This window comes from Pseudomonas sp. ASL7, from assembly GCF_056680375.1.
Genome location: NZ_CM155279.1, coordinates 5,097,256 through 5,118,495, shown reverse-complemented (window position 1 = coordinate 5,118,495; position 21,240 = coordinate 5,097,256). Strand labels below are relative to the sequence as shown.

The window sequence follows — 21,240 nt, the reverse complement described above, 5'->3', positions numbered from 1 at the left end:
CCCACCCCCCTGTAGGAGCGAGCTTGCTCCGGGCGGCGTTCCGACGATGGAGTCTCAGCTGTATTGATTTCAACTGACACACCATCGTCGGAACGCCGCCCGGAGCAAGCTCGCTCCTACAGGGGGGCAGGGATGAATTAACCCACAGGGCTTGAAGCATGCCGCAACCTTTCATATTTCGTACCGTCGACCTGGATGGCCAGACCCTCCGCACGGCAGTACGCCCCGGCAAGCCTCACTTGACGCCCTTGCTGATTTTCAACGGCATCGGCGCCAACCTGGAGCTGGTGTTTCCGTTCATCGCGGCGCTGGACCCGGACCTGGAGGTCATTGCTTTCGACGTACCCGGTGTCGGCGGTTCATCGACGCCGAATCTACCGTATCGCTTTCCGGGCCTGGCGAAACTCACGGCGCGGATGCTCGACTATCTCGACTACGGGCAAGTCAACGTGATTGGCGTGTCCTGGGGTGGCGCCCTCGCTCAGCAGTTCGCTTACGACTATCCCGAGCGCTGCAAGAAGCTGGTGCTGGCGGCCACCGCGGCCGGTGCGGTGATGGTGCCGGGCAAACCCAAGGTGCTGTGGATGATGGCCAGCCCACGGCGCTACATCCAGCCCTCCCATGTGATCCGCATTGCGCCGATGATTTATGGGGGGGCGTTCCGTCGTGATCCGACCCTGGCAGCGAGCCACGCGGCAAAAGTGCGCTCGGCAGGCAAGCTCGGTTACTACTGGCAGCTGTTCGCCGGCCTCGGCTGGACCAGCATTCACTGGCTGCACAAGATAAATCAGCCGACGCTGGTACTCGCCGGCGACGATGATCCGCTGATCCCGTTGATCAACATGCGCCTGCTGGCCTGGCGGATTCCCAATGCTCAGTTACATATTATCGACGACGGGCATCTGTTCCTGATTACCCGGGCCGAAGCGGTGGCGCCGATCATCATGAAATTCCTTGAGGAAGAACGGCAGCGCGCGGTGATGCATCCGCATCCGGCGCCATTGGGCCGGTAATCGACCCTATATCGCTCGGCAGGACGCAACGCCGCGCAACAACCCGTTACAACGTCTATGGTGTTCTGGTTCGGTGTATTTGTATTTGGCCTGAAGACGAAGGAGTGTTGAGTCATGCGCGAAAAACCAGCGAGGGAGTTATTACCCACTCCCGCCGCGTTCATCAACGCACAGAGTGCGATTACCGGCTTGAATGGTCGGGATCTGTTTTCAACCCTGCGCAGTGTTGCCGCCCATGGTTTGCGCAACCCGGTGCTCAGTGCCCGACACGCCCTGAAGCTCGGCGGTCAATTGGGCCGCGTGCTGTTGGGCGAAACCCTGCACCCGACCAACCCGCAGGACAATCGCTTTGCCGACCCGGCGTGGAGCCTCAACCCTTTTTATCGCCGCAGTCTGCAGGCCTACCTTAGCTGGCAGAAACAGGTAAAAAGCTGGATCGACGAGAGCACCATGAGCCCGGAAGATCGCGCCCGCGCCCACTTCGCCTTCGCCTTGCTCAATGACGCGGTATCGCCGTCCAACAGCCTGCTCAATCCCCTGGCGATCAAGGAGATCTTCAACTCTGGCGGCAACAGCCTGGTGCGCGGACTCGGCCATCTGGTGGACGACTTCCTGCACAACGACGGCTTGCCGCGACAAGTCACCAAACATGCCTTCGAAGTCGGCAAAACGGTTGCAACCACTACTGGTTCCGTCGTGTTTCGCAATGAGCTTCTGGAGTTGATCCAGTACAAGCCGATGAGCGAAAAGCAGTATTCAAAACCCCTGTTGGTGGTGCCGCCACAGATCAACAAGTACTACATTTTCGACCTGAGCCCCGGCAATAGCTTCGTCCAGTTCGCCCTGAAAAACGGCCTGCAAACCTTCATTATCAGTTGGCGCAACCCGGATGTACGACACCGTGAATGGGGTCTGTCGACGTACGTTGAAGCCGTGGAAGAAGCGATGAACGTGTGCCGGGCGATCACCGGCGCCCGGGAAGTGAATTTGATGGGCGCCTGCGCTGGCGGGCTGACCATTGCCGCGCTGCAAGGCCATTTGCAGGCCAAGCGCCAACTGCGACGGGTGTCCAGCGCGACGTACCTGGTGAGCCTGCTCGACAGCCAGATGGACAGCCCCGCAACGCTCTTCGCCGACGAACAAACCCTGGAGGCGGCCAAGCGCCGCTCCTATCAGAAGGGCGTGCTGGACGGGCGGGACATGGCCAAGGTCTTCGCCTGGATGCGCCCCAACGATTTGATCTGGAGCTACTTCGTCAACAACTACCTGCTCGGCAAGGAGCCTCCGGCGTTCGACATCCTCTACTGGAACAACGACAGCACGCGTCTGCCGGCAGCGTTCCACGGCGATCTGCTGGACTTCTTCAAGCACAACCCGTTGAGCCATCCTGGCGGACTTGAAGTGTGTGGCACGCCGATCGACTTGCAGAAGGTCACGGTTGACAGCTTCAGCGTGGCCGGCATCAACGACCACATCACGCCATGGGATGCGGTGTATCGCTCGACGCTGCTGTTAGGGGGCGAGCGGCGCTTCGTGCTGTCCAACAGCGGCCATGTGCAGAGCATTCTCAACCCGCCCACCAACCCAAAAGCCAATTACGTCGAAAGCACGAAACTGAGCGGCGATCCACGGGCCTGGTACTACGACGCCAAGCAAGTCGACGGTAGCTGGTGGACGCAATGGCTGAGCTGGATTCAGGAGCGTTCAGGCGCACAGAAAGAAACCCACATGGCCCTCGGCAACCAGAACTATCCACCAATGGAGGCGGCACCCGGTACTTACGTGCGCGTGCGCTGATACCCAATGCGCTACGGCCAGCACTCATACACTGTAGGAGCGAGCTTGCTCGCGAGAAACGAAAAGACAACGCGGTAAAACAGACAGCACGCGTTATCGTTAACGTTTTTCGCGAGCAAGCTCGCTCCTACAGGGACGGGGTTGGCCTGGCATGACTACTAAGAAGACTGGATGAAAACCCGCGACCGGATCCTCGAATGTGCCCTGCAGTTGTTCAACCAGAAGGGCGAACCGAACGTTTCCACCATGGAAGTTGCTAACGAAATGGGCATCAGCCCGGGCAATCTTTACTACCACTTCCACGGCAAGGAACCGCTGATTCTGGGGCTGTTCGAGCGCTTCCAGAGCGAACTGACGCCACTGCTTGATCCACCATCCGACGTGGAATTGGCACCGGAAGATTACTGGCTGTTTCTGCACCTGATCGTCGAGCGCCTGGCCCACTACCGATTTCTGTTCCAGGACTTGTCGAACCTTGCCGGGCGCCTGCCGAAACTGGCCAAGGGCATACGCAATCTGCTCAATGCCCTGAAGCGCACACTGGCGTCATTGCTGGCACAGCTGAAGGCCCAGGAGCAGTTGGTCAGCGACACCCAGGCGTTGGGGCAATTGGTGGAACAGATCACCATGACGCTGCTGTTCTCATTGGACTATCAGCGAATTCTGGATCGTGAAGGCGAGGTAAGGTTGGTGGTTTACCAGATCATGATGCTGGTGGCGCCGCACTTGCTGCCGCCGATCAAGGTGGCGACCGAGCGGTTGGCACTTCAATACCTCGAAGAACACGAGTGACAATGCCACTGGATAAACAAATTCCACTGTGGGAGCGAGCCTGCTCGCGAAGGCGGTGTGTCATTCAGCGTTGATGTCGTCTGATACCCCGCCTTCGCGAGCAGGCTCACTCCCACAGTGGATCTGTGGCGGTCGCAAATTCGTGCGCAAACAAAAACGCCCGACCTTTGCAGGCCGGGCGTTTTTTTGAGCCCTGAAATCAGGACTGACTGGTTGGCGCCGATGGAGCTGGCGCGGCAGTCGGGGTAACAGCAGGGGTCGGAGCAGCAGCGGAGTTCGTTGTGCTGACCGGGGTTGGTGCCGGTTTGGCGGCAGCCACTACTGGTTTTGGTGCAGCAGCTTTCGGCGCTGCCGGCTTTTTCACCGCTGGCTTCTTCGCTGCCGCCGGTTTGGCTGCTGCGGGTTTAGCCGCTGCTTTAGCCGCAACCGGTTTGGCCGCTGGCTTGGCTACTGCAGGTTTAGCTGCGGCAGTTTTGGCTGCTGGTTTAGCGGCAGCTTTGGCCAGTGGCTTGGCGGCGCTTTTGGTGGCTGGTTTAGCAGCCGCCGGTTTGGCCGCCGCGGTTTTAGCCGCAACAGGCGCAACCTTGGCACCGGTGAGTTTTTCAATTTGCCTGGTCAGGGTATCGACTTTGCTGTGCAGCTCTTTGACTTCGTTGCGGCTCGGTACGCCCAGGCGCGAAATGGCGCTGTTCAGGCGCTTATCGAAAGCCCCTTCCAACTCATCCCACTTGCCCAACGCACGATCTTTCACGCCAGAGATGCGCGACTTGGCCGACGAAGCGGAGTCCTTGGCGGCATCGACTTTTTTGCTCACAGCGCTCTTGGTGAGCTTCTCGGCTTTCTCGCCGTCTTTAACCAATGTATCGAAGAGCTTGCTGCCGTCAGTGTCGATCTTCGAGTACACGCCTAAACCAGCCAGCCAGATTTTGCGGGAGTAGTCTTCGACTTTCCCGATCCACGAGCTGCCTTCTTTTTCGGTGTTCTTTTTACCAGCCATCCCGTTCTCCTTAAGATTTACGCGCGACGCGTTCGAGCAATGCCGTCAGCTCATCGAGCTTGGCAGAGAGTGTCTCAACGTCATGTTTAGACGGAATGCCGATACGATTCAAGGTACTTGCAACACGCGAGTCAAAAGCCTTCTCGACCTTGTCGAGTTGAACTTCGACCCTGCCTTTGAAAGTGCTCACTTCGCTCTTCGCTTCGTCGATCTCGGCATTAGCGGCTTCAAGTTTCTCGGCAACTACTTTTTTGCCTTTCGTTTCAACCGCTTGCCCCGCCTTGATCAACTCTTGAAAGTAGTCGCTACCCTCTTGACCGACCTTGGTGTAGGCACCCAGGCCTGCCAGCCAGATCTTGCGGGCGTAGGATTTGACGTCGCCCAAAGCAGTGGTCGATGCGTCGATTTTTTTCTTCAAAATAGCTTTGGCCATGGTGCACCTCACGCGCAGAAGGTTTGAGGAACTGCCCGCGAAGTGTCGGGCTCAGGCACAAAGTAGGGAGAAAAATTAGAAACGGCACCCTAACAACTGACATAAACCCACGGGTACACCACAAAAAACTGTGGGAGCGAGCTTGCTCGCGATGGCGGTGTATCAGACAACATTTATGTCGACTGACACGCCCTCATCGCGAGCAAGCTCGCTCCCACATTTGATCCCATTTCATGCGAAGGCCAGATCAGACCAACGCTTTATCCAGGGCCTTTTCGATTTCCGATTTGATCATGCCGCTCATGGCCGACATCATCAGGCCCAACTCAACATCGACGCGGATCGAATTTTCGCTGACATGCACCGCACCTTTAACCCCTGAACGCTTGAGGTTCAGGGTGTCGCCGGACCACTGCGGCTCCAGGCCATATTGATCGGACAGTTTCTGCGCCAACTTGTCGGCCTTCTCGCGGGCCGCTTCCTTACCCAGGCCGTGGGCACGTTCAACACTAATACGGGCCATCGAATGACTCCTGTTTTATGAATACTTTCCTGAACATCTTGACCGTCTGTGCGGCAAAACGTCCCGGCGGTTGCCTATCTTACCTTCAGCCTTGCCAAGACAAAGCAGGCCACCGGGATTAGAATGTCCCGCATTCTCTTCTGGTGACAGCGATATGACTGATCAGCGCAAAGGCAGCGATGCCGAACCCACCACTCACTTCGGTTTCAAAAACGTTCCGGAAAGCCAAAAAGCGGAAAAAGTCGCCGAGGTGTTCCACTCGGTAGCCGCCAAGTACGACTTGATGAACGACCTCCTGTCGGGCGGCATGCACCGTCTGTGGAAGCGTTTCGCGATCGAACTGTCGGGCGTGCGCACGGGCAACCGGGTGCTGGACATCGCTGGTGGCACGGGCGACCTGACCAAAAAGTTCTCGCACCTCGTGGGCCCGACTGGCCAGGTGGTGTTGGCCGACATCAACGAATCCATGCTCAAGGTCGGTCGTGACCGCCTGCTGGACCTGGGTGTCGCCGGCAACGTCGAGTTCGTTCAGGCCGACGCTGAAAAGCTGCCGTTCCCGGACAACCATTTCGACTGCGTGACCATCGCCTTCGGCTTGCGCAACGTCACCCACAAAGAAGACGCCCTGCGCTCGATGCTGCGCGTGCTTAAACCGGGCGGCCGTTTGCTGGTGCTGGAATTCTCCAAACCGACCAACGCACTGATGTCCAAAGCCTACGACGCCTACTCGTTCGCCTTCATGCCGCTGATGGGCAAGCTGATCACCAACGACTCGGAAAGCTATCGCTACCTGGCCGAATCGATCCGCATGCACCCGAATCAGGAAACCCTGAAGTCCATGATGGTCGAAGCCGGTTTCGACCGGGTGACCTATCACAACATGACCGCCGGCATTGTCGCCTTGCACCGCGGCATCAAACCCTGATGTTGTTGGCCGGCCTGCTCGCCAGCGTTGAGCTCGGTCTGAACCGGGTGCTGCGTCTCGACAGCACGGCGCTGCCGCGGCTGGCGCATTTGAGCGGCAAAGTGATTGCCGTCGACTGCCGCAGTCCGGCGTTACAGCTGTTCATCCTGCCCAGCGACGAAGGCTTGATGCTCGCCTCCCAGTGGGAAACCGGCGCCGACTGCACCTTGCGTGCGCCGGCCTCAAGCCTGTTGAAGCTGGCGATGAGCAAGGACAAGACGTCGGTTCTCCACGCGCCAGAAGTCGAACTCGACGGCGACAGCGGCGTGCTGCTGGAACTGGCGGCGATCCTTCAGGACCTTGAGCTGGACTGGGAATACGAACTCGCACGCTGGCTCGGCCCGGTCGCTACGCAACTGGTTGGCGGTCACCTGCGCAGCCGCGCACGCTGGTACCAGCAGGGCTTCGCCAGCCTGAATCAAAATCTGGGCGAATACCTGGCCGAAGAATCGCGCGCCCTCGTCGGCCAGCGCGAAGCCGAAGCCCGTTTCAGTGAACTGGACCAGATCAAGCTTGATCTGGAACGTCTCGAGGCGCGTTTCGAGCGCCTTTCCCGATCCCTCGACCCAAGCGATAACGCATGAAGCTGCTTGCCGTCCGCCGTTTATTGCGCATCCAGCGCGTTGTGATTCGCTACCGTCTCGATGACCTGTTGTTCGCCCTGCCGCTGCCGTGGTTTTTGCTGGCGCTGCGCTACGTATTGCCGTGGCGCTGGTTCCCGCGCAAGACGCTGGACCTGAGCCGTGGCGCGCGTTTGCGCCTGGCATTGCAGGATTTGGGACCGATTTTCATCAAGTTCGGACAGATTCTGTCCACCCGCCGCGATCTGCTGCCGGAAGACATCGCCGATGAGCTGATGAAGTTGCAGGACCGGGTACCACCGTTCGACTCGCAAGTGTCGGTCAAGCTGATCGAAGAGCAGCTGGGCAAAAAGATCAGCGAGGTCTTCAGTCGTTTCGACGTTGAACCGCTGGCCTCGGCCTCGGTGGCGCAGGTGCACGCCGCGCAACTGAAAACCGGCGAAGAAGTGGTGGTGAAAGTCATTCGCCCCGGCCTGAAACCGATCATCGCCCAGGACCTGGCGTGGCTGTTCATCCTCGCCCGCGCCGCCGAAAAACTCTCGGCCGACGCGCGTCTGCTGCACCCGGTGGACGTGGTCCAGGACTACGAAAAAACCATCTACGACGAACTCGATCTGCTGCGCGAGGCGGCCAACGCCAGCCAGCTGAAGCGCAACTTCGAAGGCTCGCCGCTGCTGTACGTGCCACAAGTCTATTGGGACTGGTGCCGGCCCAAAGTGCTGGTGATGGAGCGCATCTACGGGATACAGGTCACCGATCTGACCACCCTGGCCGACCAGCGCACCGACATGAAAATGCTCGCCGAGCGTGGCGTGGAAATTTTCTTCACCCAAGTGTTCCGCGACAGCTTCTTTCACGCCGACATGCACCCCGGAAACATCTTCGTCAGCACCGTCAACCCGTGGAGCCCGCAATACATTGCGATCGACTGCGGCATCGTTGGCAGCCTGACCCCGGAAGACCAGGATTACCTGGCGCGCAACCTGTTCGCGTTTTTCAAGCGTGATTACCGCCGCGTTGCGCAGTTGCACATCGACTCGGGCTGGGTGCCAGCGGAAACCAAACTCAACGAATTCGAAGCGGCCATCCGGACAGTCTGCGAGCCGATCTTCGAAAAACCGTTAAAAGACATTTCCTTCGGCCAGGTGCTCATGCGCCTGTTCCAGACCGCTAGACGCTTCAATATGGAAGTGCAGCCACAACTCGTGCTGCTGCAAAAAACCCTGCTGAACATCGAAGGTCTGGGCCGTCAGCTGTACCCGGATCTCGATCTGTGGAACACCGCCCAGCCGTTCCTCGAACGCTGGATGCGTGAACGTGTCAGCCCCAAAGCATTGCTCGGCAACGTGCAAAGCCAGTTTGAACAGCTGCCGCACCTGGCGAACATGGCCCGCGACCTGCTCGAGCGCATGTCCCAACCCCATGCCTACGACCCGCCACCACCGTGGCATCGGCGCCGTGATGACTGGTTCCTGCGGCTGCTCGGCACCGCTCACCTGGCAGGCGGTGCAATCCTGGCCGTGGGCGGGCCGCTGAACGAATTGGCTTACTGGCCGGCCGGAATCATGATGGCCGTTGGTTTGTATCTGGTCGTTCGCCGATAGCCAGTTGTGCTGCGTACTGGCACACTGTTTCAACGTTGGACCTGACTAATGAAGTGTCGGGCCCGCTGGCGGAGTCGAAGATGAAAAACTGGCTGGACGAGATCAAGTGGGACGCCGATGGCCTGGTGCCGGCAATTGCCCAGGATCACAAGACCGGGCGCGTCCTGATGATGGCCTGGATGAACCGCGAAGCGCTGGAACTGACGGCTGCCGAGAACCGCGCCATCTATTGGTCGCGCTCCCGTGGCAGGCTGTGGCGCAAGGGCGAAGAATCCGGCCACGTGCAGGTTTTGCATGAGATGCGCCTGGATTGTGACGCCGACGTGATCATCCTGATGGTCGAGCAAATCGGTGACATCGCTTGCCATACCGGCCGCCAGAGCTGCTTCTATCGTGTCTTCGAGAACGGCGACTGGAAAACCGTCGACCCGGTTCTGAAAGATCCGCACGCTATCTATTCCCCAGGACACGCACATGAGTGACACTCTTACCCGTCTGGCCCAAGTGCTGGAAGAGCGTAAAGGCGCTGCCGCCGACAGCTCGTATGTCGCCAGCCTTTACCACAAGGGCTTGAACAAGATTCTGGAAAAAGTCGGCGAAGAGTCGGTCGAGACCATCATTGCCGCCAAGGACGCCGCCATCAGCGGTGACTGCAGCGATGTGATCTACGAAACCGCCGATTTGTGGTTCCACAGCATGGTCATGCTCGCCCAATTAGGGCAGCATCCACAGGCTGTACTCGATGAACTGGACCGTCGTTTCGGTCTCTCCGGACACGCCGAGAAAGCCTCGCGCCCGTCCGCCTGAACAATTATTAGAGAGGAGCAGCAACATGGGCATTTTTGACTGGAAACACTGGATCGTCATCCTGGTTGTCGTCGTACTGGTGTTCGGCACCAAGAAACTGAAAAACCTCGGCACTGATGTGGGCGAGACGATCAAGGGCTTCAAAAAAGCCATGAACGATGAAGAAAAGCCAGTCGACCCGACGGTGACCCCCGCCCAACCAGTTCCGCCTGTTCAGCCACAAGCCACACAGTCCGTGAACCAGCCGCACACCATCGATGTGCAGGCACAAAAAGTCGAAGAGCCGATCCGCAAAGACGTGTGAGCACTGACTAATGTTTGGTATCAGCTTCTCTGAACTGCTGCTCGTCGGCCTCGTTGCCCTGCTAGTGCTGGGCCCCGAGCGTCTGCCGGGTGCTGCGCGCACCGCCGGCCTTTGGATCGGGCGTCTGAAGCGCAGTTTCAACGCAATCAAACAGGAAGTTGAACGTGAAATAGGTGCCGACGAGATTCGTCGGCAACTGCATAACGAGCACATCCTGTCTTTGGAGCAGGAGGCGCGGAAGATCTTCTCGCCGACTCAGCAGGAAGCCACACCGGTCCAAACGGTCGAACCGGTGGCGGAGCAGGCAATTCATGCTCCAGCCGCCGAGCCTGCGCCTGTTGTAGCCGCTGCGCAGCCTGTACCCGCTGCTGCTACGACGCCGGTTGAACCTGCTACACCTGCGGCTGCGCCTGTTGCGCCGGCCCCTAACGACCCAACATTGCCGCCGCGAGCCCCATGAGCGATCTCCCTGAAAACGACCAGCACATGCCGCTGGTTTCGCACCTCACCGAGTTGCGTACCCGCCTGCTGCGCTGTGTAGCGGCGATTTTCATCATCTTCGCCGGGTTGTTCGCTTTCACCCAGCAGATCTACACCTTCGTCTCCACGCCACTGCGTGCCTACTTGCCGGCCGGCGCGACGATGATCGCCACCGACGTGTCGTCGCCGTTCCTGACGCCACTGAAGTTGACCATGATGGTCTCGCTGTTCCTGGCGATTCCGGTGATCCTGCATCAAATCTGGGGCTTCATCGCACCGGGCCTGTACAAGCATGAGAAGCGCATTGCGGTGCCATTGCTGATATCCAGCATCGCGCTGTTCTACACCGGCATGGCGTTCGCCTATTACCTGGTGTTCCCGCTGATCTTCAAATTCTTCGCCTCCGCCACCCCGGCCGGCGTGGAAATGATGACCGACATCACCAGTTACCTCGATTTCGTCATGACGCTGTTTTTTGCCTTCGGCGTGGCGTTCGAAATACCGGTGGCCGTGGTGCTGCTGGTGTGGATTGGCGTGGTCGATGTCAAATACCTGAAAAAAATCCGCCCCTATGTAGTGATCGGTTGCTTTGTGGTCGGCATGATCCTGACGCCTCCGGACATCTTCTCGCAGACCTTGCTGGCCGTCCCGATGTGGCTGCTGTTTGAAATTGGCGTGCTGTTCGGCGGCTTGATCAGCAAACGCGGTGAACACCCGGATGACCAACCGGCCGACGATCACAACGACCAGCCGCCAGCGACCCAGCCGTGAATGTGTTGCTCCTGGAAGAGGCCGACTTCATTGCGGCCGACAGGGTCATCCTGCGCGATCGCCGGTTGACCCACATGCAGGAGGTTCACCGTTCGGTTGTTGGCGATAGCCTGCGAGTCGGACGTATTGGCGGACTGATGGGCACTGCCCAATTGCTGCGCCTGGAGGCCGATGAAGCCGAGTTGTGCGTCACACTCGACCAACCGCCACCGGCCAAGCTGCCGCTGACCCTGGTCCTGGCCCTGCCAAGGCCGAAAATGCTGCGCAGGGTGTTTCAGACCGTAGCGGCCATGGGTGTGCCGCGCATCGTGCTGGTGAACAGCTATCGCGTCGAGAAGAGCTTCTGGCAAACCCCGTTTCTCGAACCCGAGGCCATCCGCGAGCAGCTGATTCTCGGCCTCGAACAGGCGCGGGACAGCGTGCTGCCGGACATCGTCATCGAAAAGCGTTTCAAACCCTTCGTGGAAGACCGTCTGCCAGCGATTACCGAAGGCACTCTCGGCCTGGTCGGCCACCCCGGCAATTACCCGCCCTGCCCTCGCGGCCTGGACGAACCGGTGACCCTGGCCATCGGCCCGGAAGGTGGCTGGATCCCCTACGAGATCGACCTGCTGGGCAAGGCCGGCCTGCAACCGGTGCAACTCGGCGAGCGCATCCTGCGGGTCGAAACCGCGGTCACTGCACTCCTGGCCCGCCTCTTCTAACACCGCACAACCCTGTAGGAGCGAGCTCGCTCGCGAAAAACTTGAGGCAACGCGGTTATTCAGGAAGGACGCGTTATCGTTAACGTCCTTCGCGAGCAAGCTCGCTCCTACAGAATGTCGCCGCCCAGCCGATACACTTCCCATAAAACCAATGTTTGGTCCGAGGGAGATGCAGCATGTACGGATGGCTAGCCGGGAATCTGGGAAACATCAGCGTCAATCGCAAACTGGGTATCGGTTTTGGCCTGGTGCTGCTTTTAACCTTGTTGATCACCTTCACCGGCTGGACCGGCCTGAATGGCGTGATCAATCGCGGCGACAAGCTGGGCTTCATTTCCAGCGTCAACGAGCTGACCAAAGACCTGCGCATCGCCCGCCTCAATTACGAAATGCGTCGCGGCGAACAGGGCCCCGGCGCCGTCAACGATCTGCTCGGCCAACTCGATGCAGGCCTGCAAACCGCCCGCAAGATGATCGAGCAACCCGCCGACGTGGCGAAGATCGACCAGCAACTGGCCGCCGTCGCTCAGTACAGACAAGCCTTTAGCGCCTTGATCCAGGCCGGTGCGAACCGCGAAGATGCTCGCAACAAACTCGGCGCTACCGCCGATAACGCAGTGGCACGCGTGGCTGAGGTCGAGAAAGCCATGCTGCAAGGCGACAGCGTCGCCCAGTTCAACAGCGTGATCGACCTGAGCAAACTGATCCAGCAAGCGCGCTTCCAGGTCCGCGGCTACACCTACAGCGACAAGACCGAGGCCGAACAACCGGCGCTGGACGCCATCGACAACGCCCTGAAAAACCTCGAAAGCCTGCCGTCCAAACTGCCGGAACAGCATCTAGCCAACCTGCAACAGGCCACCGACTCGCTCAAGGCCTATCGCGCCGCTGTCAGCCAATTCCGCGATTCCCAGGTCGCGAACGCCGCCGCCCTCAAACGCATGGCCGAGCAAGGCGACATCCTGCTCGACGTCAGTAAAAAACTGATCGTCTCGCAAACCCTCGTTCGCGATACCAATGCCGCCAGCGCCCGGGATATGCTGCTGCTGGCCACGGCCCTGGCACTCGCTTTTGGCATGCTCGCCGCCTGGGCCATCACTCGCCAGATCGTGATCCCCCTCACCCAGACCCTCAAAGTCGCCGAGCGTGTCGCGGCGGGCGACCTCACCCACAACCTTGTCTCCGAACGCCGCGACGAACTCGGTCAGCTCCAGCGTGCCATGCAGGGCATGACCCTGGGCTTGCGTGAACTGATCGGCGGCATCAGCAATGGCGTTACGCAAATCGCCAGCGCCGCCGAAGAGTTGTCGGCAGTCACTGAGCAAACCAGCGCCGGGGTCAACAGCCAGAAAGTCGAGACCGACCAGGTGGCCACTGCGATGAACGAAATGACGGCCACCGTGCAAGAAGTCGCGCGCAACGCCGAAGAAGCTTCCGAAGCTGCCGTCGCCGCTGACCAGCAGGCCCGAGAAGGCGACAAAGTGGTAGGCGAAGCCATCGCCCAGATCGAACGCCTGGCGCTGGAAGTCGGCAACTCCACCGAAGCCATGGAGCACCTCAAGCACGAAAGCGACAAGATCGGCAGCGTGCTCGACGTGATCAAGTCCGTCGCCCAACAAACCAACCTGCTGGCCCTCAACGCCGCCATCGAAGCCGCGCGTGCCGGCGAAGCCGGCCGCGGTTTTGCGGTGGTGGCCGACGAAGTACGCAGCCTGGCCCAGCGCACCCAGAAGTCGACCGAAGAGATCGAAGAACTCATCGTCGGCTTGCAAACCGGCACCCAGCAGGTCGCAACCATCATGGACAACAGCCGCAGCCTCACCGACAGCAGCGTCGAACTGACCCGTCGCGCTGGCGGCTCGCTGGAAAGCATCACCCGCACCGTGTCGGCGATCCAGTCGATGAACCAGCAGATCGCCGCCGCGGCCGAGCAGCAGAGCGCCGTGGCCGAAGAGATTAACCGGAGCGTGCTGAACGTGCGTGATGTGTCCGAGCAGACGTCGGCCGCCAGCGAAGAAACGGCGGCCTCCAGTGTTGAGCTGGCGCGATTGGGCACGCATCTGCAGATGCTGGTGGGCAAGTTCAAGGTTTGATGCGGATACCTCGGTTCACACCGGACCGAGGTGATGCCATCGCGAGCAAGCTCGCTCCCACAGGGGATGTGTGTCGATCACAAAACCAATGTGGGAGCGAGCTTGCTCGCGATGGCGGCCTGACAGGCGCTGAAGCTAGAGAACCTGCCGCAAAAAGGCCTGCGCACGCGGATCCTTCGGCGCATCGAAGAACTCCGCCGGCGCGGCGTCTTCCAGCAATTTGCCGTGATCAAAGAACAGCACCCGATCGGCCACTTCCCGCGCAAAGCCCATTTCGTGGGTGACGCAGACCATGGTCATGCCTTCCACGGCCAGGGTCTTCATCACGTCCAGCACTTCGCCGACCATTTCCGGGTCGAGGGCCGAGGTCGGCTCGTCGAACAGCATGACCTTGGGTTCCATCGCCAATGCACGGGCAATCGCCACACGCTGTTGCTGTCCACCGGACAGGCGCGATGGAAACTCATTGGCCTTCTGCGCGATACCGACCTTCTCCAGCAAGGCCAGCGCCTTGGCCTCACGCTCCTTCTTGCCACGCTTGCGCACGACTTTCTGGGCCAGGCAGAGGTTTTCCAGGACCGTCATGTGCGGGAACAGGTTGAAATGCTGGAACACCATGCCGACTTCGCGGCGGTAGGCGTTGACGTCGGTTTTCGGATCGGCCAATTGCAGGCCATCGATGCTGACCGAACCAGAATCGAACGCTTCCAGGCCATTCAGGCAACGCAGGAAGGTCGACTTGCCGGAACCGGACGGGCCGATCACCACCAGTACTTCGCCCCTGGCGACGTGGGTGGACACGTTATCCACCGCGCGCACTACCTGGCCGCGGGTGTCGAAGACTTTTACCAGATCGCGGACTTCAATCACTTTGTGCGAGCCTCCGCTCAAGCCGGCTGGCGATTTTCGACAGCGGCAGGTTGATCAACAAATACAGGCCGGCCACGCAGAACAGGATTTCGAACGGCGAGAACGACGTGGTGATGACTTCGCGACCGCTTTTGAGCAGCTCGGTAATCGCGATCACTGACACCAGCGAAGTGTCCTTGACCAGGCTAATGAACTGCCCGGCCAATGGCGGTAGCACACGCTTCAAGGCTTGCGGCATCACCACGTGGCGCATCGACTGCCCTGCGCTCAAGCCAAGGGAGCGCGCCGCTTCGTTCTGACCACGGGCAATCGACTGCACGCCGGAGCGGATGATTTCCGCCACATAAGCACCGGTGAACAGCGACAACGCGGCGATCCCGGCCAATTCCCGGGACAGGTTCATCACGGTGCCGATGAAAAAGTAGAAAATGAAGATCTGCACCAGCAGCGGTGTGCCGCGTACCAGCTCGACATAAATCGTCGAAAGGTCGCGCAGGGTCGGGTTGTTGGAGAGACGGCACAGGCCCGTCGCCAGGCCGATCAGCAGCCCGAGCACGCCGGACACTACAGACAACCACAAGGTGGTCCACAGTCCCCACATCAGCGGCCCGGCGGCCCAATGCCGCGTCACGCCGATCACATCACCTTCGGCCACATCGTCGCCTCGGGCCACTTGCAGGCTATTGTCGTCGACGGTCAGGTGCTGCTCGTCGCCCGCTTCATTGCGCAGGGTCACTTCGGCTTTATCGCCGTTGCGCACCAGCTCACTGACGGTGGAAATATCCGTGGCGCGCTGGGATTCCTCAGCGTGGTAGGCGAAGTACTGCGGCACACGGTTCCAGCGCCATTCGTAGGACATCAGCGAGGTGGCGTAATACAACGCGCCGGCCAGGCCGATCAGCAGCAGCACGGTCAATACGTGCCACGGCCATTGGGCTTTTTTCTGTTTCATTGCAGGTTCCGGGAGGTGTATTGCCTGGGAGGCCGTCATCGCGAGCAAGCTCGCTCCCACAGGTTTCTGCGCCGGACACAACATTTGTGTTCACTCAGATCAACTGTGGGAGCGAGCTTGCTCGCGATTGGAGCGGCGCGGTGTTACTGACACCCCGCCGCCAATGGCCTTATTCCATGTCCTTGAGCCAAGCGGTGTCTTTGAACCACTTGTCATGAATGCGATCGTAGGTGCCGTCTTCGTGGATCTGGTGCAGGAAGTTGTTGATGAAGTTGATGCTGTCGTAATCACCTTTTTTCAGACCGAAGGCCAATGGCTCGTAGGTGAACGGCTTGTCCAGGAACAGCAGTTTGCCAGCGCCGGCCTTGTTAACCGCCACAACGTTGTAAGGCGCGTCGTAGATGAACGCGTCGGCCTTGCCGTTGACCACGTCGAGCACGGCTTCCTGCTCATTGTCGTAGCCATGGTATTTGGCTTTGGAGATCAGTTTTTTAGCGACCATCTCGCCCGTGGTGCCGAGCTTGGAAGTGATGCGATAGTCGGCGCTGTTCAGGTCTTTATAGGACTTGATGGTGCCCTCCAGCTCCTTGCGGATCAGCAGGGTCTGGCCGACCACGATGAAGGGTTCGCTGAAGTTCAGGCGCAGGTTGCGTTCCTGGGTCAGGGTCATGCCACTGCCGATCATGTCGAATTTGTCGGTCAACAAGGCCGGGATGATGCCGTCATAGCCAGTGGAGACCAGCTCCAGTTTGACGCCCATCGCTTTCGCCATGGCTTTGAGGATATCGACTTCGAAGCCGATGATTTCGCCGCGCTTGTTGGTCATCTCGAACGGCATGTAGGTCGGGTCCATGCCGACTTTCAACGTACCACGCTTGACCGCTTCATCAATGGCACCCGCCTGTGCCGTGCTGACAGCAACCAATGCCGTGACGCCAACCAGCAGCATCGAGAGATACTTCTTCATCATCATGTCCCCAAACCCATTGCTTTGTGGGGCGCGCAAACGGCAGATTTCCCTTTGGAAACCGGCAGATACGAACAGAAAGTTGTCCGGGCGCACCAATTCGGGGACGGATCCTAACGCACTCATTCGTTTGCACAAGTGTTTGGCAACGTTCAGGCAAAAAAAGCCCCGCTAATTTAGCGGGGCTTTTTGTCATGCCATCTGAGGTTGTGAGCCCAGTGGCTTGAGCGGCAGCAGCGGCGCGTGGGGATCGGCTTTCACCGATTTACGCCAGGCTTGCAGCCACTCGGAGTGGCCTTCGCTCCAGACCTGCTCATGCAAGCGAGCCAAGGCCACCGGGTCGCTCAACAGTTGCACACGCTCATTGTTGTTCAGACCGTCAGGCCCGGCTTTCAGCGCATGGCGAACCCGTTCGACCCGCAACCATTCGATCGGCTCTGCCTGACCATGGCGCGAAGTCGCCAGCGAGCACGCCAGGGCGTTCTGCTGTGGATCGACCACCGAGCGGATGAAGCCGTCTTTCAGTGCGTGATAACGGTTTTCATGGGTGTATTGGTCCGTTGCCTGCAGCGCCTGTGGCGGATTGTATTCCTCAGGGATCAGGAACAGGCTCTCATCACGGGACTTCAGGCCCAAACCGACACGGCTGGAAATCACCGACACCGGAATCGACAGCATCAACGAACCGACGATCGGCACCAGCCACCAGAGGAAGCTTGGATTCAGCCAGATCACCAGCAAGGCCCAGAAGAAGCCCAGCAAGGTTTGCGGACCGTGGCGTTTGACCGCTTCGCTCCACGGCGTGGAGTCGTCGTCACGTTGTGGCGAATTCCAGGTTGCGGCCCAGCCGAGGAAGGCGGCGAGCACGAAACGGGTGTGGAAAATCATCCGCACCGGCGCCAGCAGCATGGAGAACAGCATCTCCAGCAGCATCGACAAGGTCACCTTGAACTTGCCGCCGAACTCTTTTGCACCCTTGGCCCAGATCAGGATGATGCTCAGCAACTTCGGCAGGAACAGCAACACGATCGTGGTCGAGAACAGCGCAATCGCCTTGTCCGGGTGCCATTGTGGCCACAGCGGATAAAGCTGGCGGGGTTCGAGGAAGTACTGCGGCTCCATCAGTGTGTTGACCGCCAGCAGCGCCGTCGACAGCACCAGAAAGAAGAACCACAACGGCGCCGACAGGTAAGACATCACGCCAGTCAGAAACACCGCACGGTGCACCGGGTGCATGCCCTTGACCAGGAACAGCCGGAAGTTCATCAGGTTACCGTGGCACCAGCGACGGTCACGCTTGAGTTCGTCCAGCAGGTTCGGTGGCAATTCTTCATAGCTACCCGGCAAGTCGTAGGCAATCCACACGCCCCAGCCCGCACGGCGCATCAGCGCTGCTTCGACGAAGTCGTGGGACAGGATCGCACCGGCGAACGCGCCTTTACCGGGCAACGGCGCCAGGGCGCAATGCTCGATGAACGGCTTCATCCGAATGATCGCGTTGTGGCCCCAGTAGTGGGATTCGCCCAACTGCCAGAAGTGCAGGCCGGCGGTGAACAGCGGACCGTAAACACGGGTCGCGAACTGCTGCATACGCGCATATAGGGTGTCCATGCCCGACGCACGTGGCGCGGTCTGGATGATCCCGGCGTCCGGGGTGGCTTCCATCAAGCGCACCAGACTGGTCAGGCATTCGCCGCTCATCACGGAGTCCGCATCGAGCACGACCATGTATTTGTAGTCACCACCCCAGCGACGGCAGAAATCGTCGAGGTTGCCGCTTTTACGTTTTACACGACGACGGCGGCGGCGATAGAAAATCTTGCCGAAGCCTTTGGCTTCGCGGCAAACGTCCAGCCAGGCCTGCTGTTCGGCGACACAGATATCGGCGTCGTTGCTGTCACTGAGTACGAAAAAGTCGAAGCGATCCAGATCACCCGTGGCCGCAACCGACTCAAAAGTCGCCCGCAGACCGGCAAACACACGCGGCACGTCTTCGTTGCAGATCGGCATCACCAGTGCGGTACGCGCGTCCTTGGCGATGGGCTCGTTGCCGGCGCTTTTACCGGAAATACGGTATTTATCGTGCCCCGTGATCAGCTCGAGGAAGCCCATCAGGGCCGTCCAGAAACCGGCCGATACCCAGCAGAACAGAATCCCGAACAGAATCAGGATGCTGGTTTGCAGTGCATACGGCAGCACTTGCGTGGCCGTTTGCGTCAGCGGTTGATGCAGGACTTCGTTCAGGTCGACGAACGACCAGCCCTGGTACGGCATGATGCCTTTCATGTACCAGCCGGCAACGATGGTCTGGCCGAGCATCAGTATCAACAGAATGTAGCGACGGATCGAACCGACGGTGCGCCAGCGGGCTGCCGGCAATACGCGTTCATCCTTCGGCGGAGCCGGCGGGTTGGTGCGACCGGTCAGACGACGCCAGCCACGCACCAGAATGTTGGTGCGCCACGGCTCCGGCACGACCTTGGTCCGACGGATCGGCGGTGTCGCCTTGAGACAAACGCGACCGCGGGTGTCGAGCACCAGCATTTCGGCGTCCTGCAACTCTTCGGCGGTGTTCAGGGTCAGGCGTTTGCCGACCGACGCCTGGGCGGCGTCGGTCGGGGCGTCGAACACCTGGGACGACAGACGTTGGTGCAGTTCGCTGAACGACTTGCAGCCCGCGAGTTCCGCGCGCTGCTCGTCGGTCATCGGTAGATGCGCCAGATACTCTGCAAGCGTTTCTGGCTGTACTTGAGAATTACTCATCGGCAGGCAACTGATAGCTCCAGGTCTCGGTCAGGACTTCTTCAGTCGATGCCGATTCCGGTGTGGCTGGGGCCGCGTTTGCAGCAGCAGGCTGCTTGGCGTCTTTGTTGGCCTTGTCCTTGGCATCTGCTTCTGGTTTAACGTCGGCCTGCTTGGCCTCACCTTGCTTGGCTTCCTTGTCCTCTTTCTCTTGTTGCTTGGCAGCGACCTTGTCGGCCTTGGCAACAGAAGAACTGGACAACGGTAGCGAGGTCTTGGCGAGGTCGGCTGGCACGATATTCTGGACCAGTGCAGCACGCATCTCGGTGGACTTGCCCGGGTCTTTGATCTTCATGCGCAGCGTCAGGCGCCAGCCCTTGGTCTCAGGGTTGTAACGCACGCTGTTCTCGACCAGTTCGGCATTGTCGCCAACGCTGACCTGGCTGCGAACGTCCGCCTCTGGCGGCAACGCCGCGAGGGACGGGCCTTCGAAGTCCACCAAATAAGCGACGGTGCCGTCCGGCTGACGGATCAGGTTGGACTGCTTCACGTCACCAGTGGAACGCAGCGTTTGCTTGACCCAAGCGCTGTCCGGCGCGTGGATAGCAGCTTCGTCGATGGTCCAGTGCATGCGATAAGCGACATCCAGTGGCTGACCAGGCTCAGGCAGCTTTTCCGGGCTCCAGAACGCAACGATATTGTCGTTGGTTTCGTCGGCGGTCGGAATCTCTACCAGATCGACGGAGCCCTTGCCCCAATCGCCGCTTGGCTCGATCCAGGCACTTGGACGCATGTCGTAGCGGTCGTCGAGGTCTTCGTAGTGGCTGAAGTCACGGCCACGTTGCAGCAGGCCAAAACCGCGCGGATTTTCAATCGAGAAGTTGCTCACGGCCAGGTGTTTCGGGTTGTTCAGTGGGCGCCAGATCCACTCGCCGTTGCCGGCATGGATCGACAGACCGCTGGAATCGTGCAGTTCGCGACGATAGTTCAGCACCTTGGACGGCTGGTTGGCGCCGAACAGGTACATGCTGGTCAGCGGTGCAACACCCAGCTTGGTGACTTTGTCACGCAGGAACATCTGGGCTTTGACGTCGACAACGGTGTCGCTGCCCGGACGCAGGGTCAGACGATAGGCACCGGTAGCGCGAGGCGAATCCAGCAGGGCGAAAATCACCAGGTGCTTGTCGCCCGGTTTTGGCTGTTGAATCCAGAACTCGGTGAAACGCGGGAATTCTTCGCCAGACGGTAATGCGGTGTCGATGGCCATGCCGCGAGCGGACAAACCATACGTTTGGCCTTTACCGACAACGCGGAAGTAACTCGCGCCGAGCATGGTCATGACTTCGTCTTGCTTGTCGGCCTTGTTGATCGGGAACAGCACACGGAAACCGGCATAACCCAGTTGTTCGGTGGCTTTAGGATCGAACTTCAGGTCGCCGAAATCGAAACGACTTGGGTCGTACTTGATCTCTTCGACGGTGTTAGCCGTGATTTCGTTGATTTTCACCGGTGTATCGAAATGCATACCCTGGTGATAGAACGACAGCTTGAACGGGGTTTTCTGATCGGCCCACTCGGCTTTTTCGGTCAGGAAGCGAATTTTTTGATAGTCCGCGAATTTCATCTCACGGAATTCGTTCGGCAGGTTACTGCGCGGGGCTTCGTATTTCTGCCCGGCCAGCTCTTTTGCCTTGGCCGACACATCATCCAGATCGAATGCCCAAAGCTGGCCGGCGCTGAACAGGCAGAGCAGTGCAGAGCCTGCTACCAGTGCGCTTCGTAACCGTTTGGCAGACAATTTTGGTGCATTACAGGGACTAACAATCACGAGCAACCCTCGCCGAAA

General features: G+C 59.5%; 21 protein-coding genes. 13 read left to right on the top strand and 8 right to left on the bottom strand.

Translation table 11 applies throughout. From position 1 onward, the window contains the following. Nucleotides 1-158 precede the first annotated feature (158 nt). From phaZ to AC1MDT_RS23760, 3 genes are all read left to right on the top strand, one after another. Entirely contained in the window at nucleotides 159-1,013 is an 855-nt protein-coding gene (gene phaZ, locus AC1MDT_RS23770; protein ID WP_480419214.1) for a poly(3-hydroxyalkanoate) depolymerase, read from the top strand. 114 nt (nucleotides 1,014-1,127) lie between these two features. After that, the gene (phaC, locus tag AC1MDT_RS23765; protein WP_480419213.1) at nucleotides 1,128-2,810 is read left to right on the top strand and encodes a class II poly(R)-hydroxyalkanoic acid synthase; all 1,683 of its coding nucleotides are present in this window, start codon (nucleotides 1,128-1,130) and stop codon (nucleotides 2,808-2,810) included. A 171-nt stretch (nucleotides 2,811-2,981) separates the two neighbouring features. Beyond that, a complete protein-coding gene (locus AC1MDT_RS23760; RefSeq protein WP_480419212.1) occupies nucleotides 2,982-3,602 on the top strand; it encodes a TetR/AcrR family transcriptional regulator in 621 nt (206 codons plus the stop codon). Between the two features lie 199 nt (nucleotides 3,603-3,801). Here the strand turns inward: AC1MDT_RS23760 and AC1MDT_RS23755 are convergent, their stop codons facing one another. From AC1MDT_RS23755 to AC1MDT_RS23745, 3 genes are all read right to left on the bottom strand, one after another. Then, on the bottom strand, nucleotides 3,802-4,599 hold the full coding sequence (locus AC1MDT_RS23755) for a phasin family protein (RefSeq protein ID WP_480419211.1): 798 nt from the start codon (nucleotides 4,597-4,599) through the stop codon (nucleotides 3,802-3,804). Between the two features lie 10 nt (nucleotides 4,600-4,609). Further along, nucleotides 4,610-5,032, bottom strand: coding sequence for a phasin family protein (locus tag AC1MDT_RS23750; protein WP_480419210.1), 423 nt, complete (start codon nucleotides 5,030-5,032; stop codon nucleotides 4,610-4,612). Nucleotides 5,033-5,279: 247 nt separating this feature from the next. After that, nucleotides 5,280-5,555, bottom strand: coding sequence for a polyhydroxyalkanoic acid system family protein (locus tag AC1MDT_RS23745; protein WP_480419209.1), 276 nt, complete (start codon nucleotides 5,553-5,555; stop codon nucleotides 5,280-5,282). Between the two features lie 154 nt (nucleotides 5,556-5,709). Here AC1MDT_RS23745 and ubiE point away from each other — a divergent pair, with 154 nt between their 5' ends. The 10 genes from ubiE to AC1MDT_RS23695 all read left to right on the top strand — a co-directional run bounded on the left by ubiE (nucleotide 5,710) and on the right by AC1MDT_RS23695 (nucleotide 13,863). After that, complete coding sequence (ubiE, locus tag AC1MDT_RS23740) at nucleotides 5,710-6,480, top strand: bifunctional demethylmenaquinone methyltransferase/2-methoxy-6-polyprenyl-1,4-benzoquinol methylase UbiE (RefSeq protein WP_007948968.1); 771 nt, start codon at nucleotides 5,710-5,712, stop codon at nucleotides 6,478-6,480. Continuing rightward, entirely contained in the window at nucleotides 6,480-7,103 is a 624-nt protein-coding gene (locus AC1MDT_RS23735) for a ubiquinone biosynthesis accessory factor UbiJ (protein WP_480419208.1), read from the top strand. The genes ubiE and AC1MDT_RS23735 overlap by 1 nt, the downstream gene beginning before the upstream one ends. Continuing rightward, a complete protein-coding gene (gene ubiB, locus AC1MDT_RS23730; protein WP_480419207.1) occupies nucleotides 7,100-8,704 on the top strand; it encodes a ubiquinone biosynthesis regulatory protein kinase UbiB in 1,605 nt (534 codons plus the stop codon). The genes AC1MDT_RS23735 and ubiB overlap by 4 nt, the downstream gene beginning before the upstream one ends. A gap of 80 nt (nucleotides 8,705-8,784) precedes the next feature. Continuing rightward, entirely contained in the window at nucleotides 8,785-9,186 is a 402-nt protein-coding gene (hisI, locus tag AC1MDT_RS23725; RefSeq protein ID WP_480419206.1) for a phosphoribosyl-AMP cyclohydrolase, read from the top strand. Further along, nucleotides 9,179-9,511 (top strand): phosphoribosyl-ATP diphosphatase, encoded by a 333-nt coding sequence (locus tag AC1MDT_RS23720; protein ID WP_007899279.1) that lies wholly within the window; start codon nucleotides 9,179-9,181, stop codon nucleotides 9,509-9,511. The genes hisI and AC1MDT_RS23720 overlap by 8 nt, the downstream gene beginning before the upstream one ends. Before the next feature lie 25 nt (nucleotides 9,512-9,536). Continuing rightward, the gene (locus tag AC1MDT_RS23715; RefSeq protein ID WP_480419205.1) at nucleotides 9,537-9,815 is read left to right on the top strand and encodes a twin-arginine translocase TatA/TatE family subunit; all 279 of its coding nucleotides are present in this window, start codon (nucleotides 9,537-9,539) and stop codon (nucleotides 9,813-9,815) included. Nucleotides 9,816-9,825: 10 nt separating this feature from the next. Next, the gene (gene tatB, locus AC1MDT_RS23710) at nucleotides 9,826-10,275 is read left to right on the top strand and encodes a Sec-independent protein translocase protein TatB (protein ID WP_480419204.1); all 450 of its coding nucleotides are present in this window, start codon (nucleotides 9,826-9,828) and stop codon (nucleotides 10,273-10,275) included. Further along, a complete protein-coding gene (gene tatC / locus AC1MDT_RS23705) occupies nucleotides 10,272-11,066 on the top strand; it encodes a twin-arginine translocase subunit TatC (RefSeq protein WP_480419203.1) in 795 nt (264 codons plus the stop codon). Before tatB ends, tatC begins: the two co-directional genes overlap by 4 nt. Next, nucleotides 11,063-11,770, top strand: coding sequence for a 16S rRNA (uracil(1498)-N(3))-methyltransferase (locus tag AC1MDT_RS23700; protein WP_480419202.1), 708 nt, complete (start codon nucleotides 11,063-11,065; stop codon nucleotides 11,768-11,770). Before tatC ends, AC1MDT_RS23700 begins: the two co-directional genes overlap by 4 nt. A 176-nt stretch (nucleotides 11,771-11,946) precedes the next feature. Beyond that, the gene (locus AC1MDT_RS23695) at nucleotides 11,947-13,863 is read left to right on the top strand and encodes a methyl-accepting chemotaxis protein (RefSeq protein WP_480419201.1); all 1,917 of its coding nucleotides are present in this window, start codon (nucleotides 11,947-11,949) and stop codon (nucleotides 13,861-13,863) included. Nucleotides 13,864-13,998: 135 nt separating this feature from the next. On the opposite strand, the gene AC1MDT_RS23690 is transcribed toward AC1MDT_RS23695, so the two are convergent. From AC1MDT_RS23690 to AC1MDT_RS23670, 5 genes are all read right to left on the bottom strand, one after another. Beyond that, complete coding sequence (locus AC1MDT_RS23690) at nucleotides 13,999-14,733, bottom strand: amino acid ABC transporter ATP-binding protein (RefSeq protein WP_480419200.1); 735 nt, start codon at nucleotides 14,731-14,733, stop codon at nucleotides 13,999-14,001. Further along, nucleotides 14,726-15,685: an amino acid ABC transporter permease gene (locus tag AC1MDT_RS23685; protein ID WP_480419199.1), complete on the bottom strand. Its 960-nt coding sequence runs from the start codon at nucleotides 15,683-15,685 to the stop codon at nucleotides 14,726-14,728. Before AC1MDT_RS23685 ends, AC1MDT_RS23690 begins: the two co-directional genes overlap by 8 nt. Before the next feature lie 169 nt (nucleotides 15,686-15,854). Further along, nucleotides 15,855-16,652, bottom strand: coding sequence for a transporter substrate-binding domain-containing protein (locus AC1MDT_RS23680; RefSeq protein ID WP_480422858.1), 798 nt, complete (start codon nucleotides 16,650-16,652; stop codon nucleotides 15,855-15,857). A gap of 192 nt (nucleotides 16,653-16,844) precedes the next feature. Then, the gene (mdoH, locus tag AC1MDT_RS23675; RefSeq protein ID WP_480419198.1) at nucleotides 16,845-19,415 is read right to left on the bottom strand and encodes a glucans biosynthesis glucosyltransferase MdoH; all 2,571 of its coding nucleotides are present in this window, start codon (nucleotides 19,413-19,415) and stop codon (nucleotides 16,845-16,847) included. Continuing rightward, a complete protein-coding gene (locus AC1MDT_RS23670) occupies nucleotides 19,408-21,222 on the bottom strand; it encodes a glucan biosynthesis protein G (protein WP_480419197.1) in 1,815 nt (604 codons plus the stop codon). The genes mdoH and AC1MDT_RS23670 overlap by 8 nt, the downstream gene beginning before the upstream one ends. Nucleotides 21,223-21,240: the final 18 nt, after the last annotated feature.